This window comes from Solirhodobacter sp., assembly GCF_964715405.1.
Genome location: NZ_CBAICG010000001.1, coordinates 138,674 through 155,587, shown reverse-complemented (window position 1 = coordinate 155,587; position 16,914 = coordinate 138,674). Strand labels below are relative to the sequence as shown.

The window sequence follows — 16,914 nt, the reverse complement described above, 5'->3', positions numbered from 1 at the left end:
TTCACGCCCATGTGCGAACCTGTGTCAGTGTCGGAGCGAAAATCCGCCCCTTCAGCGCCGCAGGGCAGCCAGCAAGGCCGCCATGTCGTCCGGCAGTGGCGCGGCGAAGGACAGGGCTTCGCCGGTGACCGGGTGATCGAATCCCAGCGTCGCGGCATGCAGCGCCTGGCGCGGGAAGGCGTCGGCGGCGGCAACGCCCGCCTCGCCCACCGCCTTGACCGACAGGCGGCGGTGGCCACCATAGGTCGGATCGCCCAGAAGACCGTGCCCGGCATAGGCCAGATGCACCCGGATCTGATGGGTGCGCCCGGTTTCCAGCCAGCAGTCCAGCAGCGCGACGGCGGGCGGCGTGCCGAAGCGTTCGGCCACCCGCGCCCGCGTCACCGCATGGCGGCCGCTGTCGAACAGCACCGCCTGCCGCTGGCGGTCGGTCTTGTGGCGGGCAATGTGGGTGGCGATGCGCAGGATGCCGCCCGCCTCGAAACCGATGCCGCGCAACCCGCGCAGCCGGGGATCGGCGGCATCGGGGACGCCGTGCACCAGCGCAAGGTAGTGGCGATCGACGGTATGCGCCTCGAACTGCGCGGCAAGGCCGTGATGGGCGCGGTCGGACTTGGCCGCGACCAGCAGGCCCGAGGTTTCCTTGTCGATGCGGTGCACGATGCCGGGGCGCTTTTCGCCACCGATCCCCGAGAGGGTGTCGCCGCAATGATGCAAGAGCGCGTTGACCAGTGTGCCGGTCCACTGCCCCGGCGCCGGGTGCACGACCATGCCCGCGTGCTTGTCGATCACGATCAGGTCGTCGTCCTCGTAGACCACGATCAGCGGGATCGCCTCGGGTTCCGCCGCGACCTCGCCGGCCGAGGCCAGCGTGATGGCGATGGCATCACCCTCGGCCACGCGGGCGCGGGCATCGGTCACCACCGTGCCGTTCAGCGACACCGCGCCCTCGGCGATCAACTTCGCGAGGCGCGAGCGGGAAAGGGCCGCGGCGTCTGGCACATCGCGGGCCAGCGCCTTATCAAGGCGGTCGGGCGGGGCGGTGCCGATCCGCAGCTCGAGACGGGATTCGGGAGGTGGCGACATGCAGGACGCTCCGGCAAAGCAGGACCAGATCCGGCTGGACCCCACCGTGCGGTTTCTGAAATGGCTCGTGACGGCCTTGACCGTCACGATGATTGCCGGGCTCATAACCATCGTGGCGGTGTTTGTCATCCGCTTCCCGTCCGACAATGACGAAATCCCGGCCATTCCCGCCAGGATCACGCTGCCCGCGGGTGAAACGCCCTCGGCGGTGACGATGGGCAAGGGCTGGACCGCGATCGTCACCGACAGCGGCAAGATCCTGATCTTCGACAGCCGCACCGGGGCGTTGAAGCACAGCTATGCGTTGACCGACTGACGGGCGTTCCGAGCTTGAATGCCACGGCCCGCGGCGGGGTGATTCTCCACCCGCCCGCGCCCGGCGTGACCTTGCGTCACGCAGCCTGCGGCCCGACCCCGCGCCGGACCGTTCCGCAGGCAGATCGACGGCTCGGCGCACGGCCATTCGTCCGCCCCGAAAATGCCGCAACTTCAAGGGCTTTCTGCGCGCGCAAGAAAATTAGTTTACTAACGTGAGCAATTAGGTGTTGATGGATTTACAGGATTTTTGTTTTCTTATAATGAGTTGTTGCGAAGTTTTCGAAATCCACGCATGATCCGCCGTGTCTTTCACCGGACTGTGGCGCGTGCTGAGGAGGCGGGTGCCGCAACATCTTCCAGGGAGGAATCAAATGATCAAATCAGGTCTCACTCGACGTGGACTTCTGAAAACCGGCGCTGTCGCGGGGGCCGGACTGGCCCTGCCGACGATCTTCACGTCGCGGGCCTCGGCCTTTACCAACGAGCCGAAGGCCGACACCGTCACCTTCGGCTTCACCGTGCCGCAGACCGGCCCCTATGCCGATGAAGGCGCCGACGAACTGCGCGCGTTCCAGCTTGCGGTCAAGCACCTGAACGGCCAGGGCGACGGCGGTCTGCTGCAGACGTTCTCGTCCAAGGCGCTGACCGGCGCCGGCATTCTGGGCAAGAAGGTCGCCTTCGTATCGGGCGACACCCAGACCAAGCCGGACGCCGCGCGGGCGCTGGCCAAGTCGATGATCGAGAAAGACGGCGCGGTGATGATCTCGGGCTGCTCGTCCTCGGCCGAAGGCATCGCGTTGCAGGCGCTGTGCCAGGAAGCGGGCCTGATCTACATGGTGGGCCTGTCGCATTCCAACGACACCACCGGCAAGGACCGCAAGCGCAACGGCTTTCGCCACTTCTTCAACGCCTACATGTCGGCCGCGGCCCTCGGGCCGGTGCTGAAGCAGGAATACGGCGCCGACCGCGCGGCCTATCACCTGACCGCCGACTACACCTGGGGCTGGACCCAGCAGGCCTCGATGCAGGCCGCGACCGAAGCGATCGGCTGGAAGACGGTGGCCAACGTGCTGACCCCGCTGGCCGCGACCGACTTTTCGGCCTACCTCGCGCCGGTGCTGAACTCGGGCGCCGACGTGCTGATCCTGAACCACTACGGCAACAACATGGTCAACTCGCTGACCCAGGCCGTGCAGTTCGGGCTGAAGGACAAGATGGTGAACGGCAAGCAGTTCCAGATCGTGGTGCCGCTGATCTCGGAGCTGATGGCGAAGGGCGCCGGGGCCAACATCAAAGGCATTCCGGGCTCGTCGAACTGGAACTGGAAACTGCCCGACGCGGGCACCCAGGCCTTCGTGAAGTCCTACGGCACCGAATACGGAATGCCGCCCAGCCAGGCCGCGCAGACCTGCTATGTCCAGGCGCTGCTTTACGCCGACGCCGTGGCGCGGGCCAAGAGCTTCAACCCCTGCGCGGTGGTCGAAGCGCTGGAAGGCTTCAAGTTCGACGGCATGGGCAACGGGCCGACGCTCTACCGTGCCGACGACCACCAGTGCTTCAAGGACTGCCTGGTCGTGAAGGGCAAGGAGAAGCCCGACAACGAGTTCGACACGCTCGATATCGTTCAGGTGACGCCGGTGGATCAGGTCACCTACGCGCCCGACAACAAGATGTTCGCGGGCGGCGATCTGGGCCAGTGCAACCCGGGCGCCTGACCGGCCCCGGCTGATACCGCGGCCGCGCGCCCTGCGCGGGCGGCCGCTCTTTCATAACTCGACCGCATTGCGCATCCGCCCGTCGGCGGAGCAATCTGTTGCACCTTGGTGGGAACGATGGACGCACTGATCCTGCAAACCTTGAACGGGCTCGACAAGGGCAGCGCCTATGCGCTGATCGCCCTTGGACTGACGCTCATCTTCGGCACCCTCGGGGTGGTGAACTTCGCGCATGGCACGCTGTTCATGCTGGGCGCCTTCTGCGCCGTGACGCTGCAACGCATCCTCGGCCTGTCGGAAACCATCCTCGACCCGTCCAAGAAGGACTTCCTGGGCAACCCGCTGAAGGTGGAACTGCCCTATGTCGATGTCTGGTTCGGCAAGGGGGTCGGCGCATTCCTGATGAACTGGTCGGTGCCGCTGTCGATCCTGCTGGCGATCCCGGTGATGGTGGCGATCGGCTTCATCATGGAACGCGGGTTGATCAAGCACTTCTACAAGCGCCCGCATGCCGACCAGATCCTGGTGACCTTCGGGCTGGCGATCGTGCTGCAGGAGGTGATCAAGTACTTCTTCGGCGCGAACCCGATCCCGACCCCGGCGCCGGTCGAATTTGCGGGCTCGATCGACTTCGGCACCATGATGGGCTTTCCGCCGAACGCGATCATCTACCCCTACTGGCGGATGATCTACTTCCTGTTCTCGCTGGTGGTGATCGGCGGCGTGTTCGCCTTCCTGCGCTTCACCACCTTCGGCATGGTGGTGCGGGCCGGGATGGCCGACCGCGAAACCGTCGGCCTGCTGGGCATCAACATCGACCGCCGCTTCACCATCATGTTCGGTCTCGCGGCCGCCGTGGCGGGCGTGGCGGGGGCGATGTACACCCCGATCAACTCGCCCAACTACCACATGGGCATGGATTTCCTGGTGCTCAGCTTCGTGGTGGTCGTGGTGGGCGGCATGGGCAGCCTGCCGGGCGCCGTGCTGGCCGGGTTCCTGCTCGGCATCCTTGAAAGCTATGCCTCGATGAACTGGATCAAGGACATCGTCCCCGGCATCGACCAGATCATCATCTATGTGGTCGCCATTGTCGTTCTTCTGACCCGTCCGCGCGGTCTGATGGGCCGCAAGGGCGTGATGGAGGACTAAGCCATGCTGGGCCTTGGAAAAAAAGACCTCGTGTTCCTGCTGATCGTGACCCTGCTGACGCTCACGGCGCCGGTCCTGCTGAACCCCTTCCCCGAAGGCTCGGCGCTGGCGCAGTTCAACGCAGGGTATCCCGACCTGATGCAGCGGATCGCGATCTTCGCGATCTTCGCGGTGGGTTTCAACATCCTGTTCGGCCTGACCGGCTACCTGTCGTTCGGTCATGCCGCCTTCATCGGCGTGGGCAGCTACGCGATGGTCTGGATGATGAAGCTGCTGACGATGAACATCCTGCCGGGGCTGATCCTCAGCGTGGTGATGGGCGGGCTGTTCGCGGTGGTGATCGGCTATGTGTCGCTGCGCCGGTCGGGCATCTACTTCTCGATCCTGACGCTGGCCTTCGCGCAGATGTGCTTCAACATGGCCTATTCGGTGCTGACCCCGATCACCGGCGGCGAGAACGGCCTGGGTCCGCAGATCAACGACCCGCGCATTCTGGATGCGGTGAACACCTCCGGGTCCGTCCCCGAGGTGAACCTGTTCGGCCTCTCGATGCGGGCGACCTACAAGATGGACCTGCTGGGCCGGGTGTTCCAGTTCAACGCGGGCTACTATGTCTGCGGCATCCTGTCGGTCGTGATGTTCTATCTGGCGCTGCGCATCTTCCGCTCGCCGTTCGGGATGATGCTGCGCGCGATCAAGTCGAACCAGCACCGGCTGAACTACACCGGCCTGAACTCCAGGCCCTACATGCTGTCGGCCTTCGTGATCTCGGGCATGTATGCGGGCCTTGCGGGCGGGCTGATGGCGGCGATGGACCCGCTGGCGGGCGCCGACCGGATGCAATGGTCGGCCTCGGGCGAGGTCGTGCTGATGGTGATCCTGGGCGGCGTCGGCACCATGCTGGGGCCGGTTCTGGGCGCGGGCTTCATCAAGTACTTCGAAAACATCTTCTCGAAGATCAACGACAGCGTGCTGCACTCGTGGTTCTCGGTCTTTCCGAAGTGGCTGGAAAATCTGCTGGTCGGCATCGTGCACCCCTTCGTGGGCCAGGGCTGGAACCTGACGCTGGGCGTGCTGTTCATGCTGGTGGTGATCTTCCTGCCGGGCGGCCTGATCGAGGGCGGCCAGCGTATCGGGCGGCTGTTCCGCCGCAAGCCTGACGCGAAGGGCCCCACGCCCGCGTCCACCCCGGCCGAGTAAGGAGCGTCAGATGGGTATCCTTGAAGTCAAGGGCGTCAACAAGCGCTTCGGCGGGTTGCAGGCGCTCGGCAATGTGAACCTCTCGGTAACCGAGAACACGGTGCATGCCATCATCGGGCCGAACGGGGCGGGCAAGTCGACGCTGCTGAACTGTCTGGTCGGCAAGCTGATCCCCGACACCGGATCGGTGCTGTTCGACGGCAAATCGGTGCTGGGGCGCAAACCCTACGAGATCAACCAGATGGGCATCAGCCGGGTGTTCCAGACGCCCGAGATCTTTGCCGATCTGTCGGTGTTCGAGAACGTGCTGATCCCCTGCTTCGCCAAGCGCGACGGATCCTACCGGCTGCACGCCTTCGAGACGATCGCGGCCGAGACCGACATCCTCGGCAAGGCCGAAAACATGCTGCGCGAGGTCAACATGTGGGACAAGCGCGACATGCACGCGGGGGCGCTGTCGCGTGGCGACAAACGGCGGCTGGAGATGGCGATGTGCCTGTCGCAAAGCCCCAAGCTGCTGCTGCTGGATGAACCCACCGCCGGCATGGCGCGGGCCGACACCAACAACACCATCGACCTGCTGAAAGAGATCAAGGCCAACAGCAACATCACGATGGTGATCATCGAGCATGACATGCACGTCGTGTTCTCGCTGGCCGACCGGATCACGGTGCTGGCGCAGGGCTCGCCGCTGGTCGAGGACATACCCGAGAACATCAAGGGCCATCCGAAGGTCAAGGAAGCCTACTTGGGCGAAGCGGCACACTAGGGGGGATGGTCGAATGAACGTGAAGCCGAACATGAACGCCAACCACGCCGAGACCGCGCCCGCGTTTCTCTCGGTCTGGGATATTCACGCCTATTACGGCGAAAGCTACATCGTGCAGGGTGTCAGCCTGAACGTGCACGAAGGCGAGATTCTCGCCTTGCTGGGCCGCAACGGGGCGGGCAAGACCTCGACCCTGCGCGCCATCGCGCGGCTGGCGAACCCGCGGCTGACGCATGGCGAGGTCTGGCTGGACCACAAGCCGCTGCACAAGATGAACTCGTATCAGGCGGCCATCGCGGGCATCGCGCTGGTGCCCGAGGATCGCCGCATCATCGCGGGCCTGACGGTCGAGGAAAACCTGCAACTGGCGCAGATCGTGCCGCCGGTCGGCTGGTCGCTGGAACGCATCTACGACCTGTTCCCGCGCCTGGGCGAACGGCGCAAACAGGAAGGCGTGACCATGTCGGGCGGCGAGCAGCAGATGCTGGCCATTGCCCGCGCGCTGGCGCGCGACATCAAGGTGCTGTTGCTGGATGAGCCCTACGAGGGGCTGGCCCCGGTGATCGTGGACGAGATCGAGAAGACGCTGAACATCATCAAGGCGCAGGGCATCACCACGGTGATCGTGGAACAGAACGCCATCCGCGCGCTGAATCTGGCCAGCCGGGCGATCATTCTGGACACCGGCACGGTGGTGTTCGACGGCACCGCCCGCGAGGTGCTGGACAACAACGAACTGCGCGCGGAATACCTCGCGATCTGAGCCGTCACGCCGGGCAGGTCACGCCGGGCGGGGAACGCCGTAGCGGCACAGGAACATCTCGACCGCCGCGCGGATCGTGCGGTCGATGTCGGCCTCGGTCGGCGGTTCGGCCATGTGGCCAAACAGGCGGCGCCGGAACAGGCCCGCCATGCACAGTTCGAAGAACTGCGCCGCCGCCAGCGGCACATCTGGAATGTCGAGGTGCCCGGCGGCCACTTCGGCAACCAGATAGCTTGCCAGCAGCCTGGTGCCCCGGGTGCCGCCGCGTTCGTAAAAGCGCGCGCCCAGTTCCGGCATCCGCTCGGTCACGCCGATCATCACCCGGTGCGCCCGGATCACCGGGTCGGAACAGAGCTTGCTTGCCAGCACGGCGCCATAGCGTTTCAGCCGGTCGGCCAGATCGCCGGGCCGGTCCAGTTCGGCCTCCAGCTCGGTGAACAGCCGTTCCCGCGTTTCCTCCATCAGTTCTTCGAACAGGTCTTCCTTGCCGGAGAAATAGACGTAGATGGTGCCCTTCGACACCCCCGCCTCGCGCGCGATGTCGCTGACGCTGGCGGCGTCGTAGCCCATGCGGCTGATCACCCGCCCGGCACCGGCCAGGATCTGCGCGCGCTTCGCCGGGTCTTGCCCGGCGGCGAGCCGCAGCGAACAGGGGGCGTCCTTGTCGGCCGGAGGGAGTATGTTCATGCGTGTCGGGCCCTGTGTGCTATTTTATCGAACTGAACGGTTCGACGACTATTGATCTGGCGGTTGTCGCGCGCTAAGTCAATGGCTCGAACCGAACGGTTCGGTCTGATTTGATGGGATGCGCGCGATGGAACAAGCCAACAAGACCGCCGAACAGGCCCGTGACGCCGAAGTGAAACCCTTCCCCGTCCGGACGGAAGCCGAGGCCCCCGTTGCGCCCGTCGCCCGGAAGGGCGGGCCCAAACGCCTGATCCTTGGTGCGGTCGTGCTGGTCGCGGTCGGCTTTGCGGGCCACGCGGGCTATGGCTACTGGACCGTGGGCCGCTTCATGGTCGCGACCGACGACGCCTATCTGAAAGCCGACATCACCGCCATCGCGCCGAAGGTGCTGGGCTATGTGCAGAAGATCGCCGTGACCGAAAACCAGCCGCTGAAGGCGGGCGATCTGCTGATGCAACTGGATGATGGCGATTATCAGAACGCGCTGAAAGCCGCCCAGAGCCAGGTGGTGACGCAGGACGTCACGATCAAGCGCATCGCAGCCCAGGTCGAGGCCGCCAAGGCCAGCGTCGCCGAGGCCGAGGCGCAGAAGGTCGCGGCCGATGCCGGGCTGAAGAACGCGCAGACCAAGAACGACCGCACGGCGGCGCTGATGCAATCCTCGGTCGCCACCCAGTCGGCGGTGGACGATGCGGTGGCCGCCCTCGATCAGGCCCGCGCCGCCGTCACCGGCGCCGCCGCCGCGATCACCGCGGCCGAGGCCAACGTGACCGTGCTGCAAGCGCAGCAGGCCGAGGCGCAAAGCGCGCTGGCCAGCCTGAGCCTTGCCGTCGATCAGGCGCAACGCAACCTTGACCGCACCGTGCTGCGCGCGCCGGTCGATGGCACCGTCGCCAACGTCGCGGTGCGCGAGGGCGATCTGGTCTCGCCCGGCCAGAAGATCGCCGCCATCGTGCCGACCGACGCGATCTATGTCGAGGCGAACTTCAAGGAAACCCAACTGCCCGACATCGCCCCCGGCGCATCCGTCAGCGTGACCATCGACGCGCTGCCGGGGCAGACCTTCACCGGCACCGTCGCCTCGGTCGCGCCTGCGACGGGGTCGGAATTCTCGCTGCTGCCGGCCCAGAACGCGACCGGCAACTTCACCAAGGTGGTGCAGCGCGTGCCGGTGCGCATCGAACTGCCCAAGGCGCTGCTGGACTCGGGTCGCCTGCGCTCGGGCCTCAGCGCCGTGGTTCAGGTCGACAGCCGCACCCTGCCCGAAGGCAAGTAATCATGGCGCCCGAAGGATCGCTTACCCCGCGCCGGGTCTTCGCGTTCCTGGCGATGGTCTTCGGCATGTTCATGGCGATCCTCGACATCCAGATCGTCTCGGCCTCGCTGTCGGAAATTCAGGCGGGCCTCAGCGCCTCGTCGGACGAGGTCGCCTGGGTGCAGACGGCCTACCTGATCGCCGAGGTCATCATGATCCCGCTGTCGGGCATCCTGGGCCGCATCCTGTCCACGCGGGTCTTGTTCACCGTTTCGGCGATCGGCTTCACGGCGGCCAGTTTCCTGTGCTCCACCGCGACCAGCATCGACCAGATGATGATCTACCGCGCCATTCAGGGCTTCATCGGCGGCGGCATGATCCCCAGCGTCTTCGCGGCGGCCTTCACGATCTTCCCGCGATCGAAGCAGAACATCGTCTCGCCGATGATCGGGCTGGTGGCGACGCTGGCGCCCACCATCGGGCCGACCATCGGCGGTTATCTGTCCAACACCTATTCCTGGCACTGGCTGTTTCTGGTCAACGTGCCGCCGGGCATCCTGGTCGCCATCGCCGCCTGGTATCTGATCGACTTCGACAAGCCCGAGCCCGAGCTGATGAAGCGGTTCGACTGGTGGGGGCTGATCGGCCTTGCGGCCTTCCTCGGCCCGCTGGAATATGTGCTGGAGGAAGGGCCGCAGCACGATTGGCTGTCCGACAATGCGGTGTTCTGGATGGCGATCCTCTGCGTCGCCGGTTGCATCACCTTCTTCTGGCGCGCCTTCCGGGCCAGCCTGCCGGTGGTGGACCTGTCCGCCTTCCGCAACGTGAACTTTGCCATCGGCTGCGTCTTCTCCTTCGTGATGGGGATCGGGCTCTACGGGCTGACCTATCTCTACCCGGTCTACCTTGCCGGCATCCGCGGCTATGACAGCCTGATGATCGGCGAGACGATGTTCGTCTCGGGCCTTGCGATGTTCTTCACGGCGCCGATCTCGGGGATGCTGTCGTCCAAGATTGATCCGCGTTTCATGCTGATCGTCGGCTTCCTCGGCTTCGGCCTGTCGTGCTGGATGCTGACCGGCCTGACCGACCAGTGGGATTTCTGGGAACTGCTGATCCCGCAGGTTCTGCGCGGCATGTCGCTGATGCTGTGCATGGTGCCGATCAACAACCTGGCGCTCGGCACGCTGGACGCGGCACGGTTGCGCGGCGCCTCGGGGCTTTACAACCTGATGCGGAACCTTGGCGGCGCGGTCGGTCTGGCGCTGATCAACTCGCTCTTGATCCAGCGCGGCACGCTGCATTACCAGCGGCTGTCGGAAGGTGTGAACTGGGCCAACGCGCAGGTGATGGCGCAACTGTCCAGCATCGAGCAGGGCATGACGGCGCTGGGGATCGCCGATCCGCGAGCGGGCGCTTTGGCGCAGTTTGCCGGGATGGTCAGGCAACAGGCCAGCGTGCTGTCGTTCATCGACGTGTTTCAACTGCTGACGCTGCTTTTCGTGGCGCTGTCGGCGCTGGCGCTGGCGATGCGCAAGCCCGCCCCGCGCGGCGGCCCGGCGGCCGGTGGCGGGCACTGAGCGTTTGGCGGCGCCGTCAGCCCCGCGCGCGGGGGGGCCGCCGCCAAAGGATCAGCGCCACCACCGCGATCAGCGCCACATAGGCCGGACCCGCCGCGGCCACCGCCTGTCCGGCACTGACCATCCGCTCGGCCTGCTCGCCGCTCTGGAACCGCAGGATCAACCAGACGCTCCACCCCGTTGCGACCCAGGTCAGCGCCAGCAGCGCCGCCGCCTCGACGCCGCGCAGGCGGGCGGCAAGGTCGGGCAGCAGCAGGGCAACGGCCACCCCGAGAATGGGCAGGTCGTAGTCATAGGCATAGGGGCTGATCGCCAGCGTCCCAAGCGCGGCGACCCCCAGCGCGACCCGCGGCCCCAGGCGAGACCGCGCCATTCCCGCGATCAGCGCGACCGCGGCGAGCGCCACCGCCCCCTGCGCCGCCAGCGCCGGCTCCGCGCCGACGCCAAGCGCGCGGGCCGCCCCGTAGATCGAGATCAGCCGGAAGAACTGAAAGGCTCCGCGTTGCAAAAGCGCGCCGGTGACCTGCACCCCGTGCGCGAAATCCATCCAGATGCCGGGGCCGAAGACCAGCGTCGCGACACCCCCGCTCAGCACCGCCGTGAGGACCGCGACCGCGAGAACCCGCCAGCGCGCCTGCGCCAGCACCAGAACGCCCAGCCCCAGCGCCAGATGCGGCTTGATGATCATCAGCCCCAGCGGCAGGCCCGCCACCGCTCGCCCCCGCAGCAGCGCCAGCGCGAACAGGCCGGTCAGGGTGCCGGTCAGCAACCCGTTCTGCCCGCTGTAGACCGTGACGATCAGCGCGGGCGCCGTCGCGATCACGGTTTCGGCAAAGCGTGCGCCCGCCAGCCCCCGCAGCACCGCCAGATAGGCCACAAGGCCCCCGGCCGTGAACAGGAAATAGGCGATACCCACCGGCAGCAGCGCCAGCGCGGCGACGATCAGGTCGAATTGCGGCGGATAGGCCCAGGGCATCCGCAGCCCGGCGGCGCCCGCCGCGTCTTCGGCGGCAAACATCCGGTCGGGGGCATAGGCCGCGGCCATGTCGCCGTGAAGGCCCATCCGCCCGGCCAGATGGAAGGCGTCGAAGTCGATGAACGCCGCGTGCGGCGGTGCTCCCGGCAGGCCGAGATACCCCGCCGTCTGCATCAGGATCGCCACCCCCAGCAGCCCGATCAGCGCGGCGGCCAGGGCAGAGGTGAGCTTGGCATAGGTCATTCGGCGCGCGGCCCCCTGCCCGGATCGCCCGTCAGAGCTTCAGCTTCTTGAACACCGGCTCGGGGATCGCCTTGATGACCGCCATCACCAGCCACCAGATCGGCTTTACATAGATCACGTTGCGTCGCGTCTCGACGGCGCGGCGCACGGCGGCGCCGACCGCTTGCGGCGTTGCGGTCAGCTTGGCGGGCAGGTCCATCCCGGCCGTCATGCGGGTGGCGACAAAGCCCGGCAGCACGGTCAGCACATGCACGTTCTGCTTGGCCAACCGGTTGCGCAGACCGGAAAGGTAGGCGGTGAACCCCGCCTTGGCGGCGCCGTAGATGTAGTTCGTGGCCCGCCCGCGCTCGCCCGCGACGGAACTGATGCCGACCAGCGTGCCGCGCCCGCGCGCCTCGAACCGGTCGGCCAGCACGGCAAGGATCGTCGCCGGGCCTTCGAAGTTCGCGCGCATCACGGCGATGGCGGCGGCGGGGTCGTGTTCGTCACCCGCCTGATTGCCCAGCGCACCCACGGCGCAGACCGCAATCTCGGGCAGGCTCGGCAGGCCATCGACGAAGCCTGGATGGCTCGCGGTATCCAGCGCGTCGAAGTCGTGCAGCGTCACCGTCACGCCGTGGCGCAGCGCGATGTCGGCGCGGTCGGTTTCCAGCGTCGCGGACCCGCGCGCGGCGAGCATCACCGGATGCCCCCCGGCCGCGAAGGCATGCGCAATGGCCAGCCCGATATCCGATCTGCCGCCCAGGATCAGCACAGCGCCCTTGGTCATAGTCCCAGCCTTTCCGATTGAGTGGAGGCGAACGCCGCGCGCAGCCCCAGCCTGTCCCGCAGCGCCGCGAACCCCGCCGCGCGGGGGTCGGCCTGCCACAAGGTCTCGCGCGACATACGCGCATCCTTCGCCAGATAGAAGCGCCCGCCCGCCGCGACCACGATCCGGTCAAGCCGGTCCAGCAGCGTCCGGGTGCCGCCATGCAGCGGAAAATCCAGCGCCAGCGTGTAACCGTCCATCGGAAACGAGAACGGCGTGGCCTGCGGGCCGAACCGCTTCAACACCGCCAGAAACGAGCCCTGCCCCGACGCCGAGATCGCCGTCAGCAGGTCCGACAGTGCCCGGGCCGACGCGGCCAGCGGCAAGGCGCACTGGAACTGCACGAAGCCGCGGCGGCCATAGATGCGGTTCCAGTCCCCGATCGCGTCGAGCGGGTAGAAATAGGCATCCCACGGCACCAGCGCGGTGCCCGCCTTGCGCTTGCCCAGCCGCCAGTAGACCTCGTTGAAGGCCCGCACCGTCAGCGGGTTCAGCGCAAAGCCCGGCGCATCGAACGGCACCGTCAGCCGCCGCCGCGCGGGCACGTCGAACGGGAACTGCCGCCGGGCCCCCGGCAGGGCGGCAACCTGCGCGTGTTCGCCCAGCATCACCAGCGACCGCCCCAGCGCCGCACCCTGCGCCAGACAGTCGATCCAGGCGACAGAGTAGGTCGCGTCGGCATTCGCCTCGAACACCGCCATCGCGGATGCCAGATCGGGCGCCGCGATGGTGCGCTGCGTGATCCACCCGGTTTCCACCCGCCGCAGCCGCAGGGCGACCCGCAGGATCACGCCGGTCAGCCCCATTCCGCCCAGCGTCCAGCGAAACAGGTCATCCCCCGGCCCCAGGCGGCGCACCGCGCCATCCGGCCCCATCAACTCGATCCAGTCCACGAAGGCGCCGAACGAGCCCTCGCGGTGGTGGTTCTTGCCGTGCACGTCGGCGGCGACCGCACCGCCCAGCGTGACAAACCGTGTGCCCGGCGTCACCGCGGGGAACCAGCCGCACGGCAGGAAGGTCGCGATCACATCCGCCAGCCAGACCCCCGCCTCGGCCACCAGTTGCCCGGTTTCGGCATCGAAGCTCAGCATCCGCGCAAAGCCGCCCATGTCGACGGTGTTGTCCACGCTTTGCGCCGCGTCGCCATAGGCCCGGCCCGCGCCGCGCGCGATCAGCCCGCCTTCGGCCACACGGGCGGCCAACTCGTCTTCGCTGCGCGGGCGGCTCACCCGGCACGGCTGCCGCGTGGTGCGACCCCAGCCCGACAGGATCATGCCGCGCCCCCGATCCCGAGCCGCGCATCGGTGAACACAAAGCGCCGGTCGAGCCGGAACTTGACGACATAACCCACCATCAGCCCCAGCACCGCGCCCGTCTCGCGCGCGGCCTCGCTGTGCCAGATCGCCCAGGCCGCCGTTTCCGAGCCCCAGAAGATCAGCGTCGTCACCAGCCCCATCGCGGTGTAAAGCGCGAACTTGCGGCCATGCGCCGCCGCCCCGGTGGCGCCGTCAAAGAAGATCCAGCGTTTGTCGAGCAGGTATTTCACCACCAGACCCGCCGCCGTTCCCGCCAGCATCGCGGGCGCGAGCAGCGGCACCGCCTCCAGCGCCGCGCGCTGCACGCCAAGGTTCACCACCGTCGCCACCGCCGCGAAGGCGCCGTAGCGCAGCACCAGCGCGCCAAGGCTCAACCGCGCCAGGGTCAATGCAGTGCCCCCGCCAGCGCGCAGCCAAGAATGGCAAGGCCACAGCCGAGGCTGACCTGATCCTTGGTCGCGAAGACGACGGGATCGTCATTCATCTGCCCGCGATGCGTCAGCATCACCACCCGGCTGATCCAGTACAAGAGCACGACACAAATCCCCCACAGCGCGGTCGGGTGGTGGTAAAGCCGCGTGACCTCCGGCGAATTCAGGTAGAGCGCCATCACCAGAACCGAGACATAGCCCGAACTGGTCGCCATCATCTCGACCAGCGGCAGGTCTTCCGGAACATAGCCTCGCCCCGCCACCTTGACCTTGCCCGCCGTCGCGCCGTCGACCAGTTCGGCCTGCCGCTTCACCGCCGCCAGCGAGAAGAAGAAGAACACCGAGAAGGCCAGCAACCAGACCGACAGCGGGATGCCCGTAGCGGCCCCCCCGGCAACGATCCGCAGGGTGTAAAGCCCGGCCAGCACGACGATATCGACCACCAGCCGCCGCTTGAAGTAGAACGAATAGGCCGTCGTCAGCGCGTAATATTCCAGCACAACGCCCAGAAAGCGCAGGCCCAGCGGCAGCGCCAGCGCAAGCCCCGCCAGCAAAAGCGCGGGCGCCATCGCGGTGCCGTGGGTCAGCGGAATCGCCCCGCTGGCGAAGGGGCGCAGTCGCTTGCGCGGATGGGCGCGGTCGGACGCAAGGTCCATCAGGTCGTTGATCACATAGACGCTCGACGCGATCAGGCTGAACGCCGCGAAGGCCAGCAGCGCCTGCGCCAGCGTCGGCGCATGAAGCTTGTGCGCCGCCAGCACCGGCAGGAAGACCAGCAGGTTCTTCAGCCACTGGTGCGGGCGCAGCGCGCGCAGATAGACGCGCGGCGCGGGCGGCGGGGCGGCCAGCGTCTCGACCTCGCGGCCAAGGCTTCTGACCTTGTCCAGCAGCGCGGCCGAGGTGCCGACGACAATCGCCTTGTGCGCCACCGCCCAGACCGGCAGATCGGCCTCGGCATCGCCGATGTAGTCGAACCCGGCGGCGCCAAAGCGGGTTGTCAGGAAGGCGGCCTTGGCGGCGCCCTTCAGGTTTTCGGTCGCGGTCGAGCCGTGAACCTCGTCGAACATGCCCAGATGCGCGGCGACCCGGTCGGCCAGCCCCTGCGCCGAGGCGGTCACCAGCGCGGTGCGCCCGCCCGCCGCCCGCCAGCGCGCGATGTAATCCAGCACCGCGGCGTTGTAGGGCAGTCCCGCAGGGTCCACCGGGCCGAGTTCGCCCAGTCGTGCCTTCAACCCCGGGCGCCCCCCCCGCCACAGGCTTGCAAGGGCCAGAAACGGCGCCGTCCAACGCTGCGCGCAGGCCGCCCAGAAGCTTTCCACCAGCATGTCCGACCGGATCAGCGTTCCGTCAAGGTCGACCACCAGGGTCCGATCAGCCATCATGCGCTCCGTCCTGCCCGGCGGCACTCTATGCCGGGCGTGGCGGCGGAGAAAACAGCATCCGGTTCACCAGTCGAGGTTTTTTCGCCTGGCGGGCCGCGCTGCAACAAGTGCCGCCGCCCGCCCGCGTCAGCCGCCCGCCCGCGTCAGCCAACCGCCCACGTCAGCCGACCGCCCGCGTTAGCCAACCGCCCACGTTAGCCAACCGCCCACGTCAGCCGACGGCCGCGCGGGGCGGTGTCGACGCGGCCTCGGCGACGAATCCGGGGGGCGTCTGCGGCGGCGCGGCGGCGGCCGTCCGGCCCGGCGCCGCGGCCAGTCGCACGGCACGATGGCCACGGTTCTGGCCCAGCTTGCCCTCGGCAAGGCGCCGCCCGTCCAGCCCCTCGATCACGATCTGGTCGAGCGCGGCCGAGGGCACCGGCACCACGTCGCCCGGCTTCAGCCCCAGCACCGCCGACAGCGGGATCGTCAGCCGGTGCAGCACGGCGGTCAGTTGCGCGGGCGCGGCCAGCGCGACCTCGGCCAGCGTCGATGGCGGCGCCACCGGCGCGGCTGCGGCCGTCAGCGGCAGGGCGGTCGCAGGCGCCTTGCCGCGCCCGGCGGCCGGTAGGGCCAGCAGCACCTCGCCTTGCCGGGCCCCGGTCGCCAGGGTCAGGGCGGCGCGAAACACCCGGTAGGGCGTATCCTCCAGCAGCAGTTCCAGCGGGCGCGGATCCTCCAGGAACGAGGCGTAGCGGAACCCCCCGGCCCAGACCCGGTCCGGCGAGGCATCGAGTTCGGCACCGAGCCCGGTCAACACCCGGTCGATCAGCCCGGCCGACATCGCGGCATCGGTGCGCGTGGGCTTGCGCACGGCCGGATCGCCCTGCCCGACGCGGCCGGTGGTCTGCGCTTCGATCAGGGTGGCCAGAACGCCCGGCGACAGCGCGATCAGGCCCAACGCCTCGCCCGGCCCCTCGATCATCGCCAACAGCGCCCGATCGGGTGGCAGGTCCAGCAGTTCGCTCAGCGACAACCGCGCCTCGGTCAGGCCCGCAACCTCCAGCCCGAGGCCAGGCACCGCCTGCCCGGCCCGGCCCAACGCCAGCCGCAGCGCCCGCACCGCCGCAGCCTCGCCCGGCGTGTCGGGCCGCAGCCGCGCCGCGCCCGTCTTGCGTCTGAGAACCGATCCCGCGCTATCCACCGCCCTGCCTTCTGCCTGTCCGGTCGCAAGCCCCAGCCTTGCCAGACGAGCGT

General features: G+C 67.7%; 16 protein-coding genes. 8 read left to right on the top strand and 8 right to left on the bottom strand.

Features of this window, described 5'->3' with window-relative positions; translation table 11 throughout:
• Positions 1 to 51: 51 nt before the first annotated feature.
• Positions 52 to 1,086, bottom strand: coding sequence for an RluA family pseudouridine synthase (locus AC11WY_RS00735; RefSeq protein ID WP_482921485.1), 1,035 nt, complete (start codon positions 1,084 to 1,086; stop codon positions 52 to 54).
• On the opposite strand from AC11WY_RS00735, the gene AC11WY_RS00730 reads away from it, so the two are divergent.
• The 6 genes from AC11WY_RS00730 (at position 1,085) to AC11WY_RS00705 (ending at position 7,000) form a co-directional block, all read left to right on the top strand.
• On the top strand, positions 1,085 to 1,402 hold the full coding sequence (locus AC11WY_RS00730) for a DUF6476 family protein (protein WP_482921483.1): 318 nt from the start codon (positions 1,085 to 1,087) through the stop codon (positions 1,400 to 1,402). The genes AC11WY_RS00735 and AC11WY_RS00730 overlap by 2 nt on opposite strands.
• Positions 1,403 to 1,775: 373 nt before the next feature.
• Positions 1,776 to 3,119: a substrate-binding protein gene (locus AC11WY_RS00725; RefSeq protein WP_482921481.1), complete on the top strand. Its 1,344-nt coding sequence runs from the start codon at positions 1,776 to 1,778 to the stop codon at positions 3,117 to 3,119.
• A gap of 117 nt (positions 3,120 to 3,236) precedes the next feature.
• Entirely contained in the window at positions 3,237 to 4,268 is a 1,032-nt protein-coding gene (locus AC11WY_RS00720) for a branched-chain amino acid ABC transporter permease (RefSeq protein ID WP_482921479.1), read from the top strand.
• A gap of 3 nt (positions 4,269 to 4,271) precedes the next feature.
• The gene (locus tag AC11WY_RS00715; RefSeq protein ID WP_482921477.1) at positions 4,272 to 5,468 is read left to right on the top strand and encodes a branched-chain amino acid ABC transporter permease; all 1,197 of its coding nucleotides are present in this window, start codon (positions 4,272 to 4,274) and stop codon (positions 5,466 to 5,468) included.
• A 10-nt stretch (positions 5,469 to 5,478) separates the two neighbouring features.
• A complete protein-coding gene (locus tag AC11WY_RS00710; protein ID WP_482921475.1) occupies positions 5,479 to 6,237 on the top strand; it encodes an ABC transporter ATP-binding protein in 759 nt (252 codons plus the stop codon).
• 13 nt (positions 6,238 to 6,250) lie between these two features.
• Positions 6,251 to 7,000 carry an ABC transporter ATP-binding protein gene (locus AC11WY_RS00705; RefSeq protein WP_482921473.1) on the top strand — a complete coding sequence of 250 codons (750 nt, stop codon included), beginning with the start codon at positions 6,251 to 6,253 and terminating at the stop codon, positions 6,998 to 7,000.
• Between the two features lie 18 nt (positions 7,001 to 7,018).
• Here the strand turns inward: AC11WY_RS00705 and AC11WY_RS00700 are convergent, their stop codons facing one another.
• The gene (locus tag AC11WY_RS00700; protein ID WP_482921471.1) at positions 7,019 to 7,687 is read right to left on the bottom strand and encodes a TetR/AcrR family transcriptional regulator C-terminal domain-containing protein; all 669 of its coding nucleotides are present in this window, start codon (positions 7,685 to 7,687) and stop codon (positions 7,019 to 7,021) included.
• 127 nt (positions 7,688 to 7,814) lie between these two features.
• Here AC11WY_RS00700 and AC11WY_RS00695 point away from each other — a divergent pair, with 127 nt between their 5' ends.
• Positions 7,815 to 8,963 (top strand): HlyD family secretion protein, encoded by a 1,149-nt coding sequence (locus AC11WY_RS00695; protein ID WP_482921469.1) that lies wholly within the window; start codon positions 7,815 to 7,817, stop codon positions 8,961 to 8,963.
• Between the two features lie 2 nt (positions 8,964 to 8,965).
• Positions 8,966 to 10,522 (top strand): DHA2 family efflux MFS transporter permease subunit, encoded by a 1,557-nt coding sequence (locus AC11WY_RS00690; protein ID WP_482921467.1) that lies wholly within the window; start codon positions 8,966 to 8,968, stop codon positions 10,520 to 10,522.
• A 16-nt stretch (positions 10,523 to 10,538) separates the two neighbouring features.
• Here AC11WY_RS00690 and AC11WY_RS00685 read toward each other — a convergent pair whose 3' ends face one another.
• The 6 genes from AC11WY_RS00685 to AC11WY_RS00660 all read right to left on the bottom strand — a co-directional run bounded on the left by AC11WY_RS00685 (position 10,539) and on the right by AC11WY_RS00660 (position 16,861).
• Entirely contained in the window at positions 10,539 to 11,741 is a 1,203-nt protein-coding gene (locus tag AC11WY_RS00685; RefSeq protein ID WP_482921465.1) for a glycosyltransferase family 87 protein, read from the bottom strand.
• A gap of 31 nt (positions 11,742 to 11,772) precedes the next feature.
• The gene (locus AC11WY_RS00680) at positions 11,773 to 12,510 is read right to left on the bottom strand and encodes an SDR family oxidoreductase (RefSeq protein ID WP_482921463.1); all 738 of its coding nucleotides are present in this window, start codon (positions 12,508 to 12,510) and stop codon (positions 11,773 to 11,775) included.
• Positions 12,507 to 13,823, bottom strand: a complete 1,317-nt coding sequence (locus AC11WY_RS00675) for an FAD-binding oxidoreductase (RefSeq protein ID WP_482921461.1) — start codon at positions 13,821 to 13,823, stop codon at positions 12,507 to 12,509. The genes AC11WY_RS00680 and AC11WY_RS00675 overlap by 4 nt, the downstream gene beginning before the upstream one ends.
• Positions 13,820 to 14,254 (bottom strand): GtrA family protein, encoded by a 435-nt coding sequence (locus tag AC11WY_RS00670; protein ID WP_482921459.1) that lies wholly within the window; start codon positions 14,252 to 14,254, stop codon positions 13,820 to 13,822. The genes AC11WY_RS00675 and AC11WY_RS00670 overlap by 4 nt, the downstream gene beginning before the upstream one ends.
• Complete coding sequence (locus tag AC11WY_RS00665; protein WP_482921457.1) at positions 14,251 to 15,675, bottom strand: UbiA family prenyltransferase; 1,425 nt, start codon at positions 15,673 to 15,675, stop codon at positions 14,251 to 14,253. Before AC11WY_RS00665 ends, AC11WY_RS00670 begins: the two co-directional genes overlap by 4 nt.
• A gap of 214 nt (positions 15,676 to 15,889) precedes the next feature.
• Positions 15,890 to 16,861 (bottom strand): FliM/FliN family flagellar motor switch protein, encoded by a 972-nt coding sequence (locus AC11WY_RS00660; RefSeq protein WP_482921455.1) that lies wholly within the window; start codon positions 16,859 to 16,861, stop codon positions 15,890 to 15,892.
• Between the last annotated feature and the right edge of the window lie 53 nt (positions 16,862 to 16,914).

Bases quoted from the DNA above. Each gene is read 5' to 3' on its own strand.
- AC11WY_RS00730 (WP_482921483.1), top strand. From the start codon at position 1,085: ATGCAGGACGCTCCGGCAAAGCAGGACCAGATCCGGCTGGACCCCACC.
- AC11WY_RS00735 (WP_482921485.1), bottom strand. From the start codon at position 1,086: ATGTCGCCACCTCCCGAATCCCGTCTCGAGCTGCGGATCGGCACCGCC.
- AC11WY_RS00725 (WP_482921481.1), top strand. From the start codon at position 1,776: ATGATCAAATCAGGTCTCACTCGACGTGGACTTCTGAAAACCGGCGCT.
- AC11WY_RS00720 (WP_482921479.1), top strand. From the start codon at position 3,237: ATGGACGCACTGATCCTGCAAACCTTGAACGGGCTCGACAAGGGCAGC.
- AC11WY_RS00715 (WP_482921477.1), top strand. From the start codon at position 4,272: ATGCTGGGCCTTGGAAAAAAAGACCTCGTGTTCCTGCTGATCGTGACC.
- AC11WY_RS00710 (WP_482921475.1), top strand. From the start codon at position 5,479: ATGGGTATCCTTGAAGTCAAGGGCGTCAACAAGCGCTTCGGCGGGTTG.
- AC11WY_RS00705 (WP_482921473.1), top strand. From the start codon at position 6,251: ATGAACGTGAAGCCGAACATGAACGCCAACCACGCCGAGACCGCGCCC.
- AC11WY_RS00700 (WP_482921471.1), bottom strand. From the start codon at position 7,687: ATGAACATACTCCCTCCGGCCGACAAGGACGCCCCCTGTTCGCTGCGG.
- AC11WY_RS00695 (WP_482921469.1), top strand. From the start codon at position 7,815: ATGGAACAAGCCAACAAGACCGCCGAACAGGCCCGTGACGCCGAAGTG.
- AC11WY_RS00690 (WP_482921467.1), top strand. From the start codon at position 8,966: ATGGCGCCCGAAGGATCGCTTACCCCGCGCCGGGTCTTCGCGTTCCTG.
- AC11WY_RS00685 (WP_482921465.1), bottom strand. From the start codon at position 11,741: ATGACCTATGCCAAGCTCACCTCTGCCCTGGCCGCCGCGCTGATCGGG.
- AC11WY_RS00680 (WP_482921463.1), bottom strand. From the start codon at position 12,510: ATGACCAAGGGCGCTGTGCTGATCCTGGGCGGCAGATCGGATATCGGG.
- AC11WY_RS00675 (WP_482921461.1), bottom strand. From the start codon at position 13,823: ATGATCCTGTCGGGCTGGGGTCGCACCACGCGGCAGCCGTGCCGGGTG.
- AC11WY_RS00665 (WP_482921457.1), bottom strand. From the start codon at position 15,675: ATGGCTGATCGGACCCTGGTGGTCGACCTTGACGGAACGCTGATCCGG.